The 19,189-nt window shown below is 48.0% G+C and carries 17 protein-coding genes; 13 read left to right on the top strand and 4 right to left on the bottom strand.

Going from position 1 to position 19,189, the window contains the following annotated elements:
• Nucleotides 1-40 precede the first annotated feature (40 nt).
• Nucleotides 41-304, top strand: coding sequence for a metallophosphoesterase (locus PP178_RS02770; RefSeq protein ID WP_272592779.1), 264 nt, complete (start codon nucleotides 41-43; stop codon nucleotides 302-304).
• 298 nt (nucleotides 305-602) lie between these two features.
• Here PP178_RS02770 and PP178_RS02765 read toward each other — a convergent pair whose 3' ends face one another.
• A complete protein-coding gene (locus PP178_RS02765) occupies nucleotides 603-2,042 on the bottom strand; it encodes a serine hydrolase domain-containing protein (RefSeq protein ID WP_272592778.1) in 1,440 nt (479 codons plus the stop codon).
• A 302-nt stretch (nucleotides 2,043-2,344) separates the two neighbouring features.
• Here PP178_RS02765 and PP178_RS02760 point away from each other — a divergent pair, with 302 nt between their 5' ends.
• The 9 genes from PP178_RS02760 to PP178_RS02720 all read left to right on the top strand — a co-directional run bounded on the left by PP178_RS02760 (nucleotide 2,345) and on the right by PP178_RS02720 (nucleotide 11,013).
• A complete protein-coding gene (locus tag PP178_RS02760; protein ID WP_272592777.1) occupies nucleotides 2,345-4,138 on the top strand; it encodes a DUF885 domain-containing protein in 1,794 nt (597 codons plus the stop codon).
• A gap of 150 nt (nucleotides 4,139-4,288) precedes the next feature.
• On the top strand, nucleotides 4,289-6,052 hold the full coding sequence (locus tag PP178_RS02755; protein WP_272592776.1) for a serine hydrolase: 1,764 nt from the start codon (nucleotides 4,289-4,291) through the stop codon (nucleotides 6,050-6,052).
• 137 nt (nucleotides 6,053-6,189) lie between these two features.
• On the top strand, nucleotides 6,190-6,708 hold the full coding sequence (locus PP178_RS02750; protein WP_272592775.1) for a lactoylglutathione lyase family protein: 519 nt from the start codon (nucleotides 6,190-6,192) through the stop codon (nucleotides 6,706-6,708).
• Nucleotides 6,709-7,555: 847 nt separating this feature from the next.
• On the top strand, nucleotides 7,556-7,924 hold the full coding sequence (locus PP178_RS02745; RefSeq protein ID WP_272592774.1) for a hypothetical protein: 369 nt from the start codon (nucleotides 7,556-7,558) through the stop codon (nucleotides 7,922-7,924).
• Nucleotides 7,925-8,008: 84 nt separating this feature from the next.
• Nucleotides 8,009-8,410 carry a DoxX family membrane protein gene (locus PP178_RS02740; RefSeq protein WP_272592772.1) on the top strand — a complete coding sequence of 134 codons (402 nt, stop codon included), beginning with the start codon at nucleotides 8,009-8,011 and terminating at the stop codon, nucleotides 8,408-8,410.
• An 11-nt stretch (nucleotides 8,411-8,421) separates the two neighbouring features.
• Nucleotides 8,422-8,835 (top strand): DsrE family protein, encoded by a 414-nt coding sequence (locus PP178_RS02735; protein ID WP_272592771.1) that lies wholly within the window; start codon nucleotides 8,422-8,424, stop codon nucleotides 8,833-8,835.
• 21 nt (nucleotides 8,836-8,856) lie between these two features.
• On the top strand, nucleotides 8,857-9,432 hold the full coding sequence (locus tag PP178_RS02730) for a TlpA family protein disulfide reductase (protein ID WP_272592770.1): 576 nt from the start codon (nucleotides 8,857-8,859) through the stop codon (nucleotides 9,430-9,432).
• A gap of 457 nt (nucleotides 9,433-9,889) precedes the next feature.
• Complete coding sequence (locus tag PP178_RS02725; RefSeq protein ID WP_272592769.1) at nucleotides 9,890-10,327, top strand: hypothetical protein; 438 nt, start codon at nucleotides 9,890-9,892, stop codon at nucleotides 10,325-10,327.
• Nucleotides 10,324-11,013, top strand: a complete 690-nt coding sequence (locus PP178_RS02720; RefSeq protein ID WP_272592768.1) for a helix-hairpin-helix domain-containing protein — start codon at nucleotides 10,324-10,326, stop codon at nucleotides 11,011-11,013. Before PP178_RS02725 ends, PP178_RS02720 begins: the two co-directional genes overlap by 4 nt.
• A 284-nt stretch (nucleotides 11,014-11,297) precedes the next feature.
• Here the strand turns inward: PP178_RS02720 and PP178_RS02715 are convergent, their stop codons facing one another.
• A complete protein-coding gene (locus PP178_RS02715; protein ID WP_272592767.1) occupies nucleotides 11,298-12,395 on the bottom strand; it encodes an alkene reductase in 1,098 nt (365 codons plus the stop codon).
• A 258-nt stretch (nucleotides 12,396-12,653) separates the two neighbouring features.
• Between PP178_RS02715 and PP178_RS02710 the strand changes: the two genes are divergently transcribed.
• Nucleotides 12,654-13,175: a GNAT family N-acetyltransferase gene (locus PP178_RS02710; RefSeq protein ID WP_272592766.1), complete on the top strand. Its 522-nt coding sequence runs from the start codon at nucleotides 12,654-12,656 to the stop codon at nucleotides 13,173-13,175.
• A gap of 220 nt (nucleotides 13,176-13,395) precedes the next feature.
• Here PP178_RS02710 and PP178_RS02705 read toward each other — a convergent pair whose 3' ends face one another.
• On the bottom strand, nucleotides 13,396-14,952 hold the full coding sequence (locus tag PP178_RS02705) for a DUF7282 domain-containing protein (protein ID WP_272592765.1): 1,557 nt from the start codon (nucleotides 14,950-14,952) through the stop codon (nucleotides 13,396-13,398).
• A gap of 1,090 nt (nucleotides 14,953-16,042) precedes the next feature.
• Between PP178_RS02705 and PP178_RS02700 the strand changes: the two genes are divergently transcribed.
• Nucleotides 16,043-16,684 carry a chloramphenicol acetyltransferase gene (locus tag PP178_RS02700; RefSeq protein WP_272592764.1) on the top strand — a complete coding sequence of 214 codons (642 nt, stop codon included), beginning with the start codon at nucleotides 16,043-16,045 and terminating at the stop codon, nucleotides 16,682-16,684.
• 75 nt (nucleotides 16,685-16,759) lie between these two features.
• On the opposite strand, the gene PP178_RS02695 is transcribed toward PP178_RS02700, so the two are convergent.
• Nucleotides 16,760-17,776: an AI-2E family transporter gene (locus PP178_RS02695; protein WP_272592763.1), complete on the bottom strand. Its 1,017-nt coding sequence runs from the start codon at nucleotides 17,774-17,776 to the stop codon at nucleotides 16,760-16,762.
• A 358-nt stretch (nucleotides 17,777-18,134) separates the two neighbouring features.
• On the opposite strand from PP178_RS02695, the gene PP178_RS02690 reads away from it, so the two are divergent.
• On the top strand, nucleotides 18,135-19,070 hold the full coding sequence (locus PP178_RS02690) for a CHAD domain-containing protein (RefSeq protein ID WP_272592762.1): 936 nt from the start codon (nucleotides 18,135-18,137) through the stop codon (nucleotides 19,068-19,070).
• Nucleotides 19,071-19,189: the final 119 nt, after the last annotated feature.

Here is a 19,189-nt window from a genome sequence, read left to right as displayed (position 1 = left end):
ACTATCGAAAATAGTCATTTACAAACGAATATTATCATATTTGCTGCTCACATATATATTGATCGGCACATACCTTATTTACCTTAGAAATAGTAATTTCGGATTTATAAATAAATTCGATCTCATAGGAGATATTCATGGCCACGCGGATGAATTACAGCAGCTTTTGTTAAAGCTAGGCTATGAAAAGAAGGATGGGGTATTCGCCCATGAAGACCGGAAGGCCTTCTTTGTAGGAGATTATATTGACCGTGGCCCAAAGATTCCTGAGACTTTAGAGATTGTACGCACTATGGTGGAATAAGGGCATGCCATGGCGCTTATGGGGAATCACGAGTACAATGCACTGTGCTTTCACTGGGTTGTGAGCTGAAAAGTTCAAAGTTCGCGTTATTGTTTTGAGGTGCGTCATTTTTGCTCTCCCGCTATAACGTACTAGGTACCTGCTCCACTATATCATTCAGGGGGGTATCTGTACTCTCCGAGTCAAGAATCAATACTATTCCAGCCCAAACATTGAACTTCTCACCGTATTTTAGTAAAAACACACCCCGTAAAAAAGCCAACGGCAAACCCAACTAATTCTCGAAAAAGGATCAATCTCACCTCCTCCTAAACTCAAACCTCCCATTCCACCAAAGCACCGGGCCCTCATCAAAATGGATGCGGGCGTTCTTTTGCAGGTCTCGGAAGTGGAGGGAGTCTGTGGCTACAAAAGAATAGGTGGTGCTCTCAGGTATATCCAGGATGTGTAGTTGCCCTTCTCTTAGTTGTACAGACATGTTGTAATCACCGCCTGCGCCGGGCACCTGGGATACATAGGTGTAGTTGCCGGTGAATTGTTCTAAAAAAGAGTCGGGCAAGGAGATGGTGTCCAGTAGTTGGGGTTTATAGATACCCCAGTTGTAGTAATCCGAGACGCCCCGGGAGATGGCACTCAAGATACGCCCCCCCTTGTCCGAGTTGGTCAGGACGGCCAAACCTTTCCCCTGGTCGGCAAACCCCATAAAAACATTGGTGTAACCGGCATTCTTGCCCCCATGTGAAAAGATAAGGGTGTCTCCAATTTTCTCCAAAGACGGGCCCAGGCCATGCATATGCTCGTTTTCAGCCAACATCATGTTCACGGTCTCGGGCTGTAACAGGCCGTTTGTTTTCCCTGCACGGATGGCCTGGATTTCCTGTACGTACCGAAGCAGGTCTGAAGGGGTGGTCCATAAGCCGGCTGCGGCCTGTTCCGGGTAGTGATGCCAGCCGTTATTGATCTTGTTGCCCTGGCCGTCAAAGGCTGCACTGGCCTCGGCCTCCCGGTTTGCCGGTAAAGGCTGCGCATAGGTGCTGCGATGCATCCCCAGGGGTTCCAGGATATGCTGCTGCATATAGGTTTCAAAAGTCATTCCGCTTACATCTTCTATCACTTGCTGCACGATGGTATACCCACCCCCGGAATATCTATAACGGGTGCCGGGCACCGTATCTAACACCACCGCATCCGTATTTCCTTTGCCTTCTAAAACTTCGATACCTGTTGGCATAGAATCCTTCTCCGTATAACCCGGGAAGCCATGCACATTGGTACCGGCTGTATGAGAAAGCAGCTGCCGGAGGGTTACTTTTTTGTCATGGGTGAATTTGTTTCCAGGGAGTTTCCAGGTTTTGAGGTAGGTGTTCACGTTACTGTCCAGCGACACTTTTCCATCTTCCAGCAACTTCAGTACCGCCAGTGCGGCGATGGGTTTAGAGATAGATGCCGCCTGGAATAGGGTAGTGCTGTCTACCGGGGCCTGGTCATTGGCCAGGCCGTATCCCTTGGCCCATTGGATTTTCCCATCGTGCAATACGGCTATACTAGTGCCTACAACATGGTGCTTTTGCATTTCGTTAAGAAGGGTATCGGGCTGCACCCCTTCACTGGCCAGGTGGTATTCCCGGTATAAGTGGTTTTCCAAGTACTGGCTGGCTTCTTCCGCGCTGTTCTTTTTGGCTTCCTTCCCGCAGGAGATCAGCAGCAGGAATGCTAACAGGCTTAGGGTGAATTTCATGTGTTGGTGGTTTATATAAATATAGGTAATATGACAAAAGAGTAGAAGGATTTGGAATTGTTACAGGCGGGGGGGGGGGGAATGTTCGAGGTTCGAGGTTTGAAGTTCGAAGTTGGATGAGTTAAGATCTGTCCTTTTGTCACAGTTATCACGATCGTCACCATCGTCATCCTTGTCACCTTTGTCTCTCTGTAACTATGTCCCAATGTCCCTGTTATCCCACCCGCCCACATTAAAGAATTTTTTCTATATTTATTATGAGCATCAATGTTCCCCGGATCAGTAACCTAAGCAGACCTGCCATGGAAAAGCTTAACCCCCTATGCCGGGCTTCTATATGCCTTTTTTCCATTCTCATTCTATCACTGACCGCCTGTAAGGACAACAAAGAAAATCCCGGTGATCAAAGCTTCAATATAGATAAGCTCGCGAATGATTACCTGCAAGCCTACTTTGATCATTACCCGGAATGGGCCACCATTGACGGGCAGCCTGGTGCCAATCATAGCCGGCTTTCAGACAACAGCATGCAGGGGATCGCACGTTTTCAACGGGTAGAGGATTCTATCTGGGAATTACTGCACCAGCTGGATACCACCGGAAGTGATTACCCGGTTTATATAAAACTTAAAGACGAGCTGGAGGCCAGCCGGGTAAAGCGGGTTTGTAAACAGGAAACATGGAATATCAATGCCCAGGAAGCCTTCTTTCACAGCCCGTTTTTAAAATTAGGTCAGAGACAACCGGTGGGGGATGAAGCTAGCAGGCAAGCCACGCTGGATCGATGGAAGAAGATCCCGCAGTACATCCGAAACGACTTAGCCAATAATAAATATGGGCTGGAACACGGTTATGCCCTACCGGCTCCAGTAGTGAAAACGTCCATAGAACAGCTGGATTACCTGATCAATGGCCCCATTGAGAATAATAATTTTTACCTCCCTGCCTTGCGCGATTCTTCACTGGTCTTCAGGCAAGCGCTCAGGAAGATTGTAGAGCAGGAAATTATGCCCGAACTGGAAAATTACCGGCAGTTCTTACGGCAAGAGTACCTGCCATCTGCAAGGCCAGAGATATCCCTTGCAAGTATCCCGGATGGCGCTGATTGTTACCGGGCGCTGATTAAAGGAATTTTGGGTTCGGACATCTCCCCGGATACTTTGCATCAGAAAGGTTTAGAGATGGTGGCAGAACGAGAGAAAACATTGCTACAACTGGGACAGCAGATCTATGGGGTTAACACACTACAGCAGCTGCAAGAGGAATACCAAACAGATCAGTCGCTATTTTTTAAAAGTGAAGAGGAAGTATTAGCCCATGGCCGTCATATTCTGCAAATGGCTAAAGATAAATTGCCCGACTATTTCTCCTATATGCCGAAAGCAAATGTAGTGATCCAACCTATGCCGAAAATAGAACAGTTAGAGGGGGCACCACATTACCAGGAGGCTCCTATGGATGGTTCACAACCCGCGATCTTCTATATGAAGACCATGCCCCCGGAAAATATTTCACTCGGTTTAGTGGAACGAAATACGCTCCATGAAACCATCCCGGGGCATCACATAGAGGCTACCTATGCCCGGGAGCTCAATAAGCATCCGTTTTCAAGGTATTACGTACGCAGCGGTTATTCTGAAGCCTGGGCGATTTATTCCGAAAAACTAGCCTTGGAAATGGGAATTTATACCTCCGAAAAAGGCAAAATGGGAACTCTCTTCTTCCCGGAACTCACGGCCCTCGTATTCGATTCCGGGATTCATGCCAAGGGCTGGAGCAAGGAAGAAGCTATTGAATATATCCTATCTGTAGACCCTGAGTTTGAACGGGAAGATGCAGAATACCTGGTAGACCGCGGTGCCTCCATCCCGGTGAACCTGATGACCTATGGCTTTGGCTGGCTGCAGATCAGTAAGCTAAGAACCATGGCCGAGGATTGCCTGCAGGATAAGTTTGACCTTAAGAAATTCCATAGCCTTTACCTGGAGCAGGGCACCATGCCCTGGAGTTACCTGGAGCAACAGGTAAGGAATTGGTGCGAGGCAGAGCAAAACGCTGAGCAAACCGGGGTGGTACTGAACCGGTCTAAGCAATAAAGGATATTATAGGAATAGAAGCAACTAGCAATCAAGGTAGCTGTTATGGTTACCGGCAGCCAATAACATTCGCCGAGATTTGACAGCTCACTGAATTTAAATTGTAACAATCTCCTAATTAGGAAGTCTAACTATATAAACAGACCAATCATGACCAACTCAGCACCTTGCACCCGTAAAAATTTAACCTTTTTCAGCTGCTTCTTTTTATTCCTTCTGATAGGCTCGGCACAGACCAAAACCGAACAACTGCAAACCCTACTGAATCAATACCACGACTATGGGTATTTTAATGGTTCGGCCTTAGTGGCGGAGCAGGGGGAGGCCATTTATAAAGGTGGAGCAGGGCAGGCCAATATGGAGTGGGATATTCCCAACCAGGCCGATACCAAGCACCGCCTGGGCTCTATCACCAAGCAGTTTACTGCTGCACTCATCCTGCAATTGGCAGAGGAAGGGAAGATAGACCTGCATGCGCCGGTCACCACCTACCTGCCCGACTACCCCGAGGGCACTGGGAGTACCATTACCACCCACCACCTCTTAACACATTCTTCCGGGATCCCTAACTATACCGCATTTCCCGATTTCTTCGAGGGGATGTCCCGGGACCCCTTTACCCCGGAAGAGTTTGTCAAAGTTTTTGCCGATTCTACCCTGCAGTTCACCCCCGGGGAGCAATTCGCCTACAGTAATTCGGGTTACTTCCTCCTGGGAGTACTCGTGGAAAAAATTACCGGCAAGAGCTATGAAAAAAACCTGGAGGAGAAGATCTTAGAGCCCCTGGGGATGGAGGATACAGGCTTTGACCTGCATAAGACCATTTTAAAAAACCGGGCCACCGGCTATGAAAAAGGAGATGGTGGGTATGTGAATGCGCCCTACCTGGATATGTCCATTCCCTACGCGGCCGGCTCCCTGTATTCCACCGCGGAGGACCTGCACAAATGGGACCTTGCGCTGTATGAAAACCGTGTCCTGTCTGAAAAATACACCAAACTGATGTTTAAGCCCCAGGTAGCGGCCGGGAGCGGCCACTATGCTTACGGCTGGTTTGTGCGCAAAATGCCGGTAGGCATTTCTGGTGATAGTGTGGAAGTGATAGAACACGGGGGCGGAATAAACGGCTTCAATACCCTGATCGTAAGGGAACCGGACAACCAGAACCTGGTAGTATTGCTGAATAATACGGGCGGTGCTCCCCTGAATAATATCACACAATCCATGCTGGCGATTCTCCACGATAAGCCCTACGAGGCACCAAAGCGATCCCTGGCGTATTCCCTGAAAGACTGGATAGCCCAGGACGGACTGGAGGCAGCCCTGCAGCAGTATGAGCAGCTGAAGGAATCAGATGACTATAAACGCTCCGAGAACGAGATGAATATGATAGGCTACCAGCTGTTAAGCAGGGGTGAAACCGAGGCCGCCGCCGCAGTTTTTGAACTCAATATAGCTGCCCACCCGGAATCATTTAATGTCTATGACAGCTATGCCGAAGCCATGATGGAGATGGGAGAGAACGATAAGGCAATCGAGAATTACAAAAAGTCCGTGGAAATGAACCCGGGGAATACTAACGGGATTAAAATGCTGCAAAAGCTGGGCGTAAAGACCGAAGAGCTGGTCAAGGAGGTAAGCATTTCAGCTGAGGTCCTGCAATCTTACGAGGGGAAGTACGCGCTTGCGCCAAACTTTATACTTACGGTAACCAAACATGGAGAACAGCTGAAGGCCCAAGCCACCGGCCAGCCGCAGTTTGATATTTTCCCGAAATCCCAAACCGAGTTCTACCTGAAAGTGGTTCCTGCTCAGATCACATTCAATAGGGATGAGCAGGGAAATGTGAGTAGCCTTACGCTTTACCAGAACGGGCAGGTCATCAACGGTCCCAGGCTTCCTGAAGAAGAATGAGATATTATACAGCCCGGCCTGATATTGATTTCATTAAGCCCGGATGTACACAAGGTATTCAGAAATCGCGTTAATAATTAGGGGAATACTGGCCCTTTAAAAGAGGGGGTTGGACTTTCTTTGTAAAAATTTTACAGATGACAAAGCAAGCCGCATACCCCCGTTCGTTTTCACACATTGGGCTTACCGTGCCCGATATTCAAAAAGCCGTGGACTTCTATACCGAGATCATGGGCTGGTACGTAATCATGGAACCTTCTACCGTAGAGGAGGAGACCGAGACCGCTATCGGGAAAATGTGTATCGATGTGTTCGGTTCCGGCTGGGGCAGTTTCGAGATCGCACACCTGGCTACTTCAGACGGGATTGGGGTTGAACTCTTTGCCTTTAAAGAAGGGCAGGGCAAAAAGGAAGCCCCGGATTTTCAACCCTTCAACACCGGGCTGTTCCATTTCTGCATACAGGACCCGGACATCGAAGGCCTGGTAGAAAAGATTAAAGCCGCTGGCGGCAAGCAGCGCATGCCGATCCGGGAATACTACCCGGATGAAAAGCCGTTTAAAATGTGTTATGTGGAGGATCCGTTTGGGATTGTTTTTGAGGTGTATTCGCATAGTTATGAGTTGACGTATTCTTCTGGAGCATACACTGGGTAATCATATGTAATCAAATCGTGCTATTCTTTTTCTCTTCATTTCTTTGCTGGCCCAAAGAAACGAAGCAAAGAAAGGGCCTCTTCTGCCTTTTCTGTATGTATTTTTGCTGCGCAAAACCGGCACGGAAACTTGGCCAAAAATGGCTTCGCCATTTTCGAGTACCATTCCAAGTTCCCTTAGCCTATACTGAAGAAAAGGCATTCCCCAACTTCATGAATTCTCAACAGTATCACTTTCTTTATTAGCAATTCAAGGCGTAGTTAATCCAAAGGTTCAATTTATGTATTCCCCCTTTCAAGGGGGCAGAGCTACTACGAATCCCATGAGTAGTAGCGAGGGGGATGTTTTGATGATTTTTGAATTATTGTTTAAATCCCTCACCCCAACCCTCTCCCAACGAGAGAGGGAGCAGTATCATCAAAAAAGCTTGGCCGGCATCATTTTCTTTTCGTTGCAGTTCAAGGCTGAGAGGTCCCAGAAGCTGTCCGGGAAGAGGGGGAGGACGGAAATTTATCTTTAGGTAAAAAACATTATTGCCGGTATCGGACAGCGCAGAGCGCGAGGCCGTAGAAATGCAGAAAGGAAAATGCAGCCTAGCGTTTTCCCGCCCGAACGTACCGTTCGGTACGGGCGGGTTGGATACTTTTTTGAGCAATGCAAAAAAGTATCAATATCAATAAAGGCGTTTATTATTTATCATTAGCAACAGCTCACTCTACAATCTTCAACTTCACATTTACTATCTCATTATCAAGAGCAAAATATCGTCGTCAACGGAGATATCTTTCAAGACATTATATGTAACATACGTTACATACGCAACCTTTATGAAACCCTAATTTCGCGTATGATGCGTGGTTTTAAATTCAAAGCAATAGTTCTCCTGCTGGCCCTCGCTGCCAACCTTACTGCAATGCAGGCCAAGGTACTAATCCCCCTGGTTAGCGATGGGGCTGTGCAGGTAGAGAACCCGTTTTGTAAAAACCGGTACAGTGCTGACCGCTTGGGAAACCACCATGCAAATTACAGCGATACTGCGGATAGCCCGGTATCCATTTTACAGTTAGGCATCCCTTGTACTACCAGCCTGCAATTGCCGGAAGCTCCTGTGCTATCCATTACTACCCCTCCCAAGAGCCGGCAGATCATTTCTTTTTTCCAGGCTCGTTACTCCTTTTTTAACGAGGTGAATGCACCACCTCCACGGTTCAGCTAGTACTACTTCATGGTTTGTACGTCATGGCACACTAAAGCTGCCGGGCGTACGCTTACTCCTTATTACGTACTTAAAATCTTAAAGATGCATACACACATCAAAGCAAGTCGGCTTTCGGTCCACCTGTTGCGGGCTATGCTGAGCGGCATCTTCCTGGTAGCAGGGGGTAACCACCTGTTGCAACCCGGGAAAACCGCGGCTCGGATAGAACAGGCCAACTTTAAGGGAATCGCCTATTTTTTCGGCGAACCTCAATCCCTGGTTTTTTTATCTGGGGTGGTGATGCTGTTAGCCGCCGCACTGTTCTTACTGAACATCAAGCCACGCTATACGGCAGCTGTACTAATAGCAGTACTGATCCCGATTACCCTGACTGTCCAGGTGGGACAGATCACCACCCTGGGACCCTTATTTAAAAACATCGCTATTCTCGGGGGGCTTTTATTTTTCCTCCTGAACGATACAAAAAACACTATTAACTCTTAAATCTGAATATCATGAAAACCTTATATATAAGTCTTATACTAGCTCTTACTACTTTGTTCTCAAGCCCTGTACAGGCGCAGGATATTACTGTTCATAATTATGTGGTACTTACCAAGAAAATACCGCAGTTAAAACCGATTTTGCTTACCGCCAAGGCATTACACGAAGAGCAAGGAAAGCTTTTCGGCGACTTCCAGGTGATTGTCTGTGGGCAGCATATCGGGGATCTTACTGATAAAGAGCAGATGACACCTTATTTGCAGGAAGCAGAAGCACAAGGGGTGACCATTGTTGCCTGTGGATTCTCCCTGAAAAAGTTCAAGGTAGATGCAGGCAGCCTGCCCAAAGGAATAAAAGTAGTAGAGAACGGGATTCTTCATAACTTTCGCTTGCAGAATAAAGGCTACAAAAGCCTGTCCCTCTAAGCGACCAAATCGGAATACGACATGAGTAAAAAAACAAAAGACTGGATATTCTACGGCTTGGTCGCCCTGATAGCCCTTGGTCTGTACGCCACCGGCAAACACACCGAGGTGATAGGCTTTGCCCAAAGGGGAATACTGGCCACCGGCCTGATGAATCCTTCTGTTGACAAAGAATCCACAACGGAATACCCCAAAGCGGATGGAAACCTGCTGCTGCGGGATACGGAAGGAAAATTGATTGCCCTGGAAGAGCTGGAGGGGAAAGTAGTTTTCTTAAACCTCTGGGCGACCTGGTGCCCGCCCTGTATCGCGGAAATGCCCGGTATAGCAGATCTATACGAGGAGATGGGAGATGAAGTGGTCTTTGTACTGCTGTCCCAGGACCGGGATTTTCAGACCGCGAAGGATTTTATGAAGCGCAAAGGCTATGACCTGCCCATCTACGAACTGGCAGCACCCTTACCGGCCCAGTACCAGACCGGGAGTATCCCGGCTACCTTTGTTATCGATAAAAAAGGCAGGCTGGTACTGCAGCACAAGGGGATGGCGGATTATAACACGGAAAAGTTCAAAGGATTCCTGAGGGGGTTGGAGTGATGATGTCAGTTCTGCCTGGTCATGTTTTAGGACATTTTAAATTATGTCAGTTCGAGCGGAGTCGAGAACTGATGGTATGATGCCTCTTAAACGGTTCTCGACTCGAGCCTGTTCTGAGCAAGTGAAGGCAGAACCTCCAAAAGGGGTCTCGACTCCGCTCGACCTGACATAAGTAAGTCACAGAATGGATGTAGCCGAAGGGCTCGAACTGACAGTTCATAATAAGTATTAAGTTCTAGTCGTAGGGCTCGACCTGACATAAGTAAGTCACAGACTGGATGTAGCCGAAGGGCTCGCACCGACATTTACAGTTGTATTTTTCTTTATGAAAACAGCCCGGCTTACCCGGATAACCAGTCTTCAGTACACCTTCTGAACCTAGTTGTAAGCGATGCTATTTAGAAAAGTTCTAAATAACTTTTAAAACTCGATTTCCCTGCTTACATTTATCCCCGGAATGCGAGAACGAATGTTGATCAACAAGCCGATAAAGGCATTACCGGTCCTGGTAGTCACCCTGCTCTTTATGATGCTGGGGACCGCCCTGGAACTGGTGCTGCTCGATCATTACGAAGACCTGAACCAACTGATCCCCTTGCTGTGCATCGGGTCGTCCTTGTCGCTGGTGTTTGTACTGCTGCTGCATCGGTCACGGGTGTCCGTGCTGCTTTTTAAAACGGTACTGGTCCTCACGGTCTTTAGCGGGCTTTACGGCACTTTCCTGCACCTGAGGGCGAATTACGAGTTTGAGCAGGAAATGCAGCCTACGGCCAGCGCTTGGCACCTGTTTGTCGACAGCCTGTCCGGGGCATTGCCCACCCTGGCACCGGGGAGCATGATCGTGCTTGCATTGATTGGATACGTTTACCTAATTCTATTAAAACAACATACATGAGAACATTGAAACATTACTTTTTTACCGCTGCCCTGCTGGGCCTCTTTTTCACTGCCTGTAAAGAGCAGAAAGCAGAAGATAAAACCGGCGAATCCGCCGCACAGGATTCCATGGAGGTGACCGAAACCGAAGCCACTGCCAGCACTGCGGTGCTGAACGTTAACCTGGCTACGGAAGCCGACCTTGAAGCAGCGGGACTCTCCGCAGACCTGATCGCCGGGATCATGGAAAAGAAACCCTTGCTCAGCATGAACGAACTGGACCAGATGCTGGGGGATGAGGTGAATAAGGAAGAACTCTACAAGAAAATGTTTATCCCCCTGAACCTGAACACCACCGCTGAGGCCGATTTTAAAATGATCCCCGGGGTGGGCGACCGCATGGCGCACGAGTTTGAGGAATACCGCCCGTATACCAGTGTGGCCCAGTTTAAACGCGAGATCGGTAAGTACGTGGATGAAGAGGAAGTTGCCCGCTACCTGAACTACGTGTATGTGCCTGTAGAACTGAACACGGCCTCTGAAGAAGACATCAAAGCCCTTCCGGGAGTAGGCGACCGTATGGCGCACGAGTTTGAAGAATACCGCCCGTACAAGAACATGGAGCAGTTTCGTGCAGAGATCGGCAAGTACGTAGACGAGAAAGAACTGGCCCGCCTGGAAAAGCTGGTCTATCTGAAGGAATAGGACTTTTGACCATAGGGTAAGCCTAAAGCTGCTTATAGCACTACAAAGCACCATAATAACGAGACTCAAAACGGGTCTCGTTTTTATTTAGATATTTATGCGTGCCCTAATATTAAACCGCGAACCCTGCCTGCCCGCAGGTAGGCACAAATCGCGAATTAGCCGTAAAGAAAAACCCTCCTTCGCTCCTGGTGGAGCTTCGGAGGGTTATGATAACCCCCTTCAGACCCATGTGACTTCCGGGGGTTGTGGGGTCACCCACATGTTGGACCGTCCGGGTGACCTTACTGTACTTCTGCAACCTGGCTTTCTGCCCAGGCCGGGTAATCGGTATAGCCTTTTTCACCGGGGGTGTAAAAAGTATCCGGGTCCGGGTGGTTCAGGGGCAGATCGTAAGAAAAACGATAGGGCAGGTCCGGGTTGGCGATAAAGGACCGACCATAGGAGATCAGGTCTGCTTCCTCGCGGATCAGGGCTTCTTCGCCGCTGATTCTATCATACCCTCCATTCATGATCAGGTTACCCTTGTATCTTTTACGAATCTGTTTAAAGATGTCCTCGTTCACGTCCGGGGAACCCAGTGCTGTGTTATTTACAAGGTGGACATAGGCCAGGTCATACTGTTTAAGTTCATCAACCAGGTAAAGGAACTGCCGTTCCATGCCATCAAAGACCTCGGTATCGTTAAAGGTGCTATAAGGAGAGAGCCTGATCCCTACTCGTTCAGCTCCGATAGCCTTTACGATCTGCCCGGTAATCTCGCGTGTAAAGCGGGTGCGGTTTTCTATAGAGCCGCCGTAGGCGTCATGCCTTTTGTTTGTAGCGGTATTCAGGAACTGGTCGGCCAGGTAACCATTGGCAGAGTGGATCTCCACCCCGTCAAAACCGGCTTCGATGGCATTGATAGCAGCCTGCAGGAATTCGTCCTGGGCCTGGGAGATATCGGCCAAAGTCATTTCTTCGGGTTCGGGGTAGGATAGGGGGCCTTTGGTGTCTGTATACATCTGCCCGTTGAGTCGCACTGCAGAAGGGGCTACCACCCTAGCGCCCTTTTCCATATTCTCCGGGTGGGATACCCTCCCTGTATGCATCAGCTGTAAAAAGATCTTTCCGTCGTTCTCATGCACGGCCGTAGTGATCATCTTCCAACCCTCTATCTGTTCGCGGGTATAGATGCCGGGAATACGGGCGTAACCCAGGCCATTGGGAGAAGGCGCGGTGCCCTCGGTAATGATAAGCCCGGCGGTGGCCCGCTCGGCATAGTATTGTACCATCAGCTGGTTGGGCACGTTGCCTTCGGCCCTGGCGCGGGTAAGCGGCGCCATAACCATACTGTTTTTAAGTTGTAATCCTTTCAGATTAAAGGGTTCTAATAATTTCATGTGTAATATTTTATAGGACAGCGGAACAACCGCGATCAGTTTTGTTTAATCTTTTCATTACAAAGTTAGACGAAATAAGTGTCACTACCTTACAGCTTAACAATACTTTAATGGTTCGAAGTTCGAGGTTCGAAGGTCAGACAATCCTTATAAACTTGTGTCCCTTTGTCCCTATGTACCTATGTCCCTTTAAAAAAGCAAGAACCGGGTTGCATCCACCGAATGGATTGCGGAATTTTACACCCACTAACAAACAGCATGCAAATAGAGAATTCGACCCACGCTGACTTCGATGAGATCTTCCGCCTCTACCGGGAGGCATCGGCCTACCAGCGGAGCAAGAAGACGGTCGTGGTCTGGCCCGACTTTGACCCGGATATGGTCCGGACAGAGATTGCAGAAAACCGCCAGTGGAAATTGCTTTTCAACGGCCAGATAGCCTGCGTCTGGGCTACCACCTTTACCGACGAGCAGATCTGGGAAGAACGGAATGCAGACCCGGCGGTGTATATCCATCGGATCGCTGTAAACCCCGACTTCCGAGGGCATAATTTTGTGCAGACTATCGTGGATTGGGCTCATGATTATGCCGGGGAACACGGCAAGCGCTATATCCGACTGGATACTTTGGGCGATAACCAACGATTGATTCAGCATTACAAGGATTGTGGCTTTGATTTCCTGGGCATGTTTACCATGCAGGATACCAGCGGACTACCCGATCATTACCATGGGGAGAAAGTGGCCTTGTTCGAGATTGAGTTGGAATACATGACATAAAACTAGCATAAACTGTCACTTCGAGCCCTGCAACTAGAATTTATTTCTGATCATGATATGTCAGTTCGAGCGTAGTCCAGAACCAATCAAAACTCAAAACATGAATGCCACTCGAAAGCCTGTCCTGAGCTTGCCGAAGCGCTCGAGGTGACCGGGCACAAAAAATCCCGAACCAAAGGTCCGGGATTTCCGATGATCCAGTTTAGCTAATTAACCGGGATTATTGTACGGTAATTTCAGTAACAATCACGTTGGCGTTGTCTCCTGCAAATCCGAATACTTCTGGAATGTCAGCTCCTGGGAAGTTATATTCGTCCGGGTTTTCACCATCTATGTGTAACATAGCGAATAACTTTTGTCCGGAGGTGATATTGACACCTTCATCCAGTGTGATTTCTACGTTAGAATTGACTCCGGCGGTAACTTTCGCTTTCCCGATAATGTCTGGCAATACCATGTTGCCCATGCCATCATCGTTGTGAATTACGATCCATCCGTCTACAGCAGCAACAACTTCATCAATCATTACTTTTCCTTCAGTCACGGTCTGGTCTACAGCAGTCACTGAAGCAGCACTGATGACTATAGCTGAGGTTACTGCATTACCTGCATCGTCAAGGATAGGTGTATCCAGCCCGTTGTTACCGTCAAATTCGTATACGGCCTCTACTCCGTTGTCAGTATGCAGCATCACCCAAAGGGTTTCTCCATCGGTAAAGCTGTAATCATCATCCAGCTGTACCTCAACATCGGTGGCAGTTCCTGCTTCACCATATTTAGGTTCGGAAACGATCTCCGGTACAACGGGTCCGCCCATACCATTATCCTTATGGATCACGATCCATCCGTCCTGGTTGAAAGTGGCAGAACTTACGATCACGGTATTCTGGGAGATCACCTGGTCAGCAGCTTCAAAAGACGCTACAGCTTCTACGGTCAGGGCAGTTATAGAAGATGTTACTACATTTCCTTCAGCATCTTCAATAGGTAGATCTAAACCGTTCTCCCCGTCAAACTCGTATTCTCCGCTTACGCCACTGTCTGAATGCAGCATAATCCAGAGCTTATCGTTTTCTTTGATGTTGGCCGAATTGTTCAGGCTTACTTCCACATCATTGTAGGTCCCTGCTTCCAGGAATACGGGTTCTGAAATGATCTCGGGAACTACAGGTCCGTCTTCCCCGTTATCGGCATGTACGACTACCCAGCTGTCCTGGTCTACAGTCACTTCGCTTACGATCAGGGTATTATCTTCAATATCCTGGTCTTCAGCGGTAAATGAACCGGTAGCGTTTGCTTCGGCGTCTACATTGACAATAAAGGAGGCCGTCAGCAACTGGTTGTCATCGTTCATGTAAGGCATATCCAATCCATTCTGACCGTCATATTCGAAAGTACCTAAAGTACCGTCATCCTTATAAAGGACTACCCATAGCTTCTGTTCGTCTTCTATGGTTACATCGTCTTTCAGCGTTACCTCGATATCAGTAGCGATGGCTTCAGAGACCAATAACGGCTCGTTCAGGTTGGTCGACTGGTCCGGTGCATCACTGCCGTTATCCGGGTGGATCACGATCCAGCCGTCTTCAGGGAAGGTCGCCTGGGCGATGGTTAATTTGTTATCTGCGGAAAGGGTTTGATCAGATACCGTAAAAGAGGCAAAGTCCTCTACCCGCGTATCGGTATTATCGTCGTTGTTTTCGCATGATTGAAATGCCAATCCCATGACTACGCATCCGGCCAAAGCCAGTGATTTAAATGATTGTAGGTGTTTCATTTTAAATGTTTTATGTTAATAATAAGAAAGGGTAGTAAAAAGGGAAGGGGGCACGGAATACCTTACGGTGTACGATGAACTACCCGGTTGGAGTTTGAAAATGGAACCGACGGGTAATCATAAACCGGTCCGGAGGGGCTCCGGCTCCTATAATTCAGATCTTTTTGAATGAACACTACTCGCGGACATTCAAACAAAGTGTATATAAAAAGGCACTGGGTGCCTGATCTTCCCTTTTAATACTTATAATTAGCATGCTACGAAAAAGCAGGGACTGTTCATGTCAAAAACCTTCATTTGCCCTGCCAATATATTCTCGTAGGCACTATAAACTAATTCAGTCTTTCTTTGGTGCAAAACTAGGCAGTAGATTCGGAGTGGATTTGTGGTTTCGCTAGGGAAATTGACGTGAAAAAGAGGATTTTTCCTTCATGTTTCGTAAGTAATTGATATACAGCGTGTTTGGCGGATTCGGTAATTCTGAGAACTAAACGAGTGGTCTCATGGGTTGGGATATCGACTTATATTAACCTGTATAATGTTGAAGCTTGGGGCCTTCTGTAGCCAGGAAGTGCCAGAATAAAAAGCTTGGTTTTAAGGGTGAAAACCGGGGATCAATGATCCCGCCCCGGTGATAAGTTAAGTGCCCAGGCTGCAAAAAGCTTGCAGGGGTAGAAATAATATGGTGGATGGGCACAGGGGATCGACTATCCCACCCCGATCATAAGATACAGGTCTCCCCTGCAGTAAACATGCATGGACCAATTTTTATCTTGATTAAACCGGGGTTTGCTAAACCCCGCCCCGGTTATAAACTAAATGTTTTGCCTGCAGGAAACTTGTAGTAGGAGAAGAAATGCCTTGGAGTTTGAGTTCAGGGGATCAACGATCCCTCCCCGGTCGTAAGTTAAGAGAGCACACTGCAGCAAACTTGCATTTTTAAAGTTTATTCCTGGAGACTCGGGGTTTTCCAAACCCCTCCCCGGTGTTAATTTAGGTGACCAGCTTGCAGAAAACATGCAGGGATTAGATTTTCATCTTCCAGGATTGTCAGATTTTCTAGACCTTTAGACCATTCCAAACCTCATCCATGAAAAAGATTAGCTTTAGCAATCCCCACCGAAAGAAACACTTTGATTTTTTTAATGCCATGAACCATCCGCATTTCAGCATTACCGCTAATGTTGAGGTGACCCGACTTTTGCCTTATTTTAAAAAAGAGAGTATTTCTGTTCACACTGGGCTGGTTTACCTGCTGTCCAAGGCAGCTAATAAAGTAACCGAATTCCGCCGGCGGATTCGGGGAGAAGAAGTCGTAGAGCACCAGGCCGTGCATCCTTCTTTTACTGTTCCCACAGCAGCTACCGATGTCTTCAGTTTCTGTACGGTTCCCTACAACCCGGATCCGGGAATCTTCCTTAAGGAAGCTGCTGCACATATTGAAAAAATGAAAACTGACCCGGTGATGGAGGATGAACCCGGACGAGATGACTACCTATTTCTTTCAGCAATCCCCTGGATACGCTTCACGGCAATTCAGCATGCCATGCATTATCACCCGCACGACAGTGTGCCGCGGATCAGCTGGGGTAAGATATTTAATGAAGGGGATAAGAAACTGATGCCCCTATCCGTACAGGTACACCACGCCCTGATGGATGCCAGGCACGTAGGCGCCTTTTATGAAAATTTTGAAAAGTTCTCTGCCCAGCCGGAAGCCATCTTTAAATAATAGGATATTTCGAATCTCGAATTTACCTACCGAAGGTAGGCCTCGAACCTCGAACTTCGAACCTCGAACCTTGAACTACAGAGTCTCCTGCCTCCCGTATTCCTTCTTATAGATCCTGACGATCACAAGGAAAAGACTGAGAAGCAAAGGACCGAAGATTAACCCTATAAAACCAAACAGCGGCACCCCGACCAGTACCCCGATAAGCGTGATCAGGGGATGAACATTATCCAGCCGGCGAAGTACATACAGCCGGATAAAGTTATCCGTAGAACCAACCACCACCAGGCCATAGATCAGGATCCCGAAAGCCGCGAAATCATCCCCTGCAGACAAGGTGAGGATAAAAGCGGGAATAGTCCCTAGCAGCGCTCCAACGAACGGGATCATAGAACCGATGGCCACCATCCCGGCCCAGAAGAAGGGGCTGTCTATTTTAAAGATGAGAAATCCTATCAACGCTACGATTCCCTGGGCAATGGCAACCAGGGGTATCCCCAGGGCATTAGCACGTACCATCTCTTTAACGTCCTTGCCAATCATTTTCAGGTTGTCCTCGCCGATGGGAATGTATTCATACAATGATTCCCGGAGTTTACTGCGATTGGTCAGCATATAATACAATAGGAAATACATGATCACCAGCGAGATCAGGATTTCAAAAGTACTGTTGGCGACACTCTGCAGGTTATTAGAAACCCATCCGCTGAAAGCCTCGCTGTCTAATTGGGCAGTAAGATCATAGTTCACCTTGTCCTCAACATATTTCAGCTGTTCTCGTAGCGCATTTACAAAACGTTCCGAATTCTGTACAGCCTTACTTACTTTATTCCCCAGCATCATCAATAATCCGCCAACAGGAATCAGTATACAGATAAATGAGGCCAGCATCAGTAAACCGGACGCGAGATCGGGATGCCATCCTTTTCGGACCAACTTGGCCATGGGCTTTCTGAGCAGAACGTATATAGTGATTGCTCCAAGTACCCCGGACAGGTACGGCATCATATTCTTCATGATCAGTAGCCCGATGAATACGATCAGGGAGAGAATGAAGAGCTGCCGGATGATTTTAGGATCGATGGTTTTCATGAGTCTAAAGGTCTGTATTAAATAGGGATATGTTGAACACTATTAGGAAATAAACTAATGCGTTTTCCAGTTAAAATGTGATTTGTCGGGGATTACCAGGTCAAAGATTACGGGCGTGAAGAATTCCTTACCAAAAACCAGGAAATACGGTTTCAAAACTGGGGTCGCTTAACCCCGCCCCGCTTATAATTTAGGTATGCTCACTGCAGGAAACCGGCAGCGAGGCTGAAAAACCTTTGAATTCATAATTTGTTTTTTCAACTAAACTGCAAACTGCAAACTGCAAACTGCAAACTGCAAACCGCCAACCAACTTCCTTGCCACCAATTACAAAAAAACCTACCTTTAATTCACTGCTATGGACGACCCGATCATTCTACATTATAATCCAGATGAAACCCCCGAAAAGGGAACAAAGCGACTTGCCCTCCTATTACTGGACCATGCGGAACACTTCTTGCAGCATGCAGAATCATTGGATGTCGGGCTACACGAAACCCGTAAGGATTTTAAGAAATTAAGAGCTCTGCTTCGACTGGTGCGTTCCGGGATGAATGAAGAAACCTATAAAAATGCCAACCGAGCCCTGAGGGATGCAGCCAGGCTCTTGTCCGATGCGCGGGACAGCGCGGTTTTGGTCGAGTCGATCACCTTGCTCGGGGATAGACATCCCGACATTTTTCCCGATACGGGCTTTCAGGAAATAAAGGAGCAATTACAGAAGAGGCATCAACAGCAGCTTAATATCATCAGATCACATAGGACAACGGAGCAGGTGCTCATGGTCATAAAGGCGATCAAGGAGACAGTGCACCGCTGGAACCTGGAACACGAAGATTTTAGTGCCTTTGCTGCCGGAATGGTGAAAGCTTACGGACGGGGGATGACCAACAGGGGAGTAGCCAGGGAAGATACCACCGCAGAACATTTGCACGAATGGCGCAAAAGAGTGAAAGATCTCTATTACCAGCTGGGCTACCTGCAGATGATATGGCCGCCGGTTATGATGGCCTGGGAAACCGCGCTGGGCGAACTGTCTGATTTGCTGGGCCTGGATCATGATCTCGCTGTCTTGCAACAAATCCTTAAATCCGAAGAAAGTAAGGCGACAAATCTTGCCGGGCATCGTTTAGTAGCAGGGTTGGTCCACGAAGAAAGAAGTCAGCTGCAATCAAAAGCCTGGTCCCTGGGACGAAGACTTTATGCAGAAAATCCCGAACAATTTGTTGCTCGCCTGCACGCGTATTGGGAGGCGATGAAGGGAAACAGTTCGATACCTGCCTCCAGCAATTAACTTCGAACCTCAAATTCCAAACCCTGAGCGCCCGCCCGAACGTACTGTCCGGTACGGGCGGGAAGACGAAGGGTCTAAACCCCAAACCCCAAACCCCAAACCCTAAACCCCAAACCCTA

Origin of the sequence: Zeaxanthinibacter sp. PT1 (assembly GCF_028464225.1) — a bacterium.
In the GTDB taxonomy this organism is placed as follows: Bacteria; Bacteroidota; Bacteroidia; order Flavobacteriales; family Flavobacteriaceae; genus Zeaxanthinibacter.
This window is presented reverse-complemented; position numbering and strand designations above follow the sequence as displayed.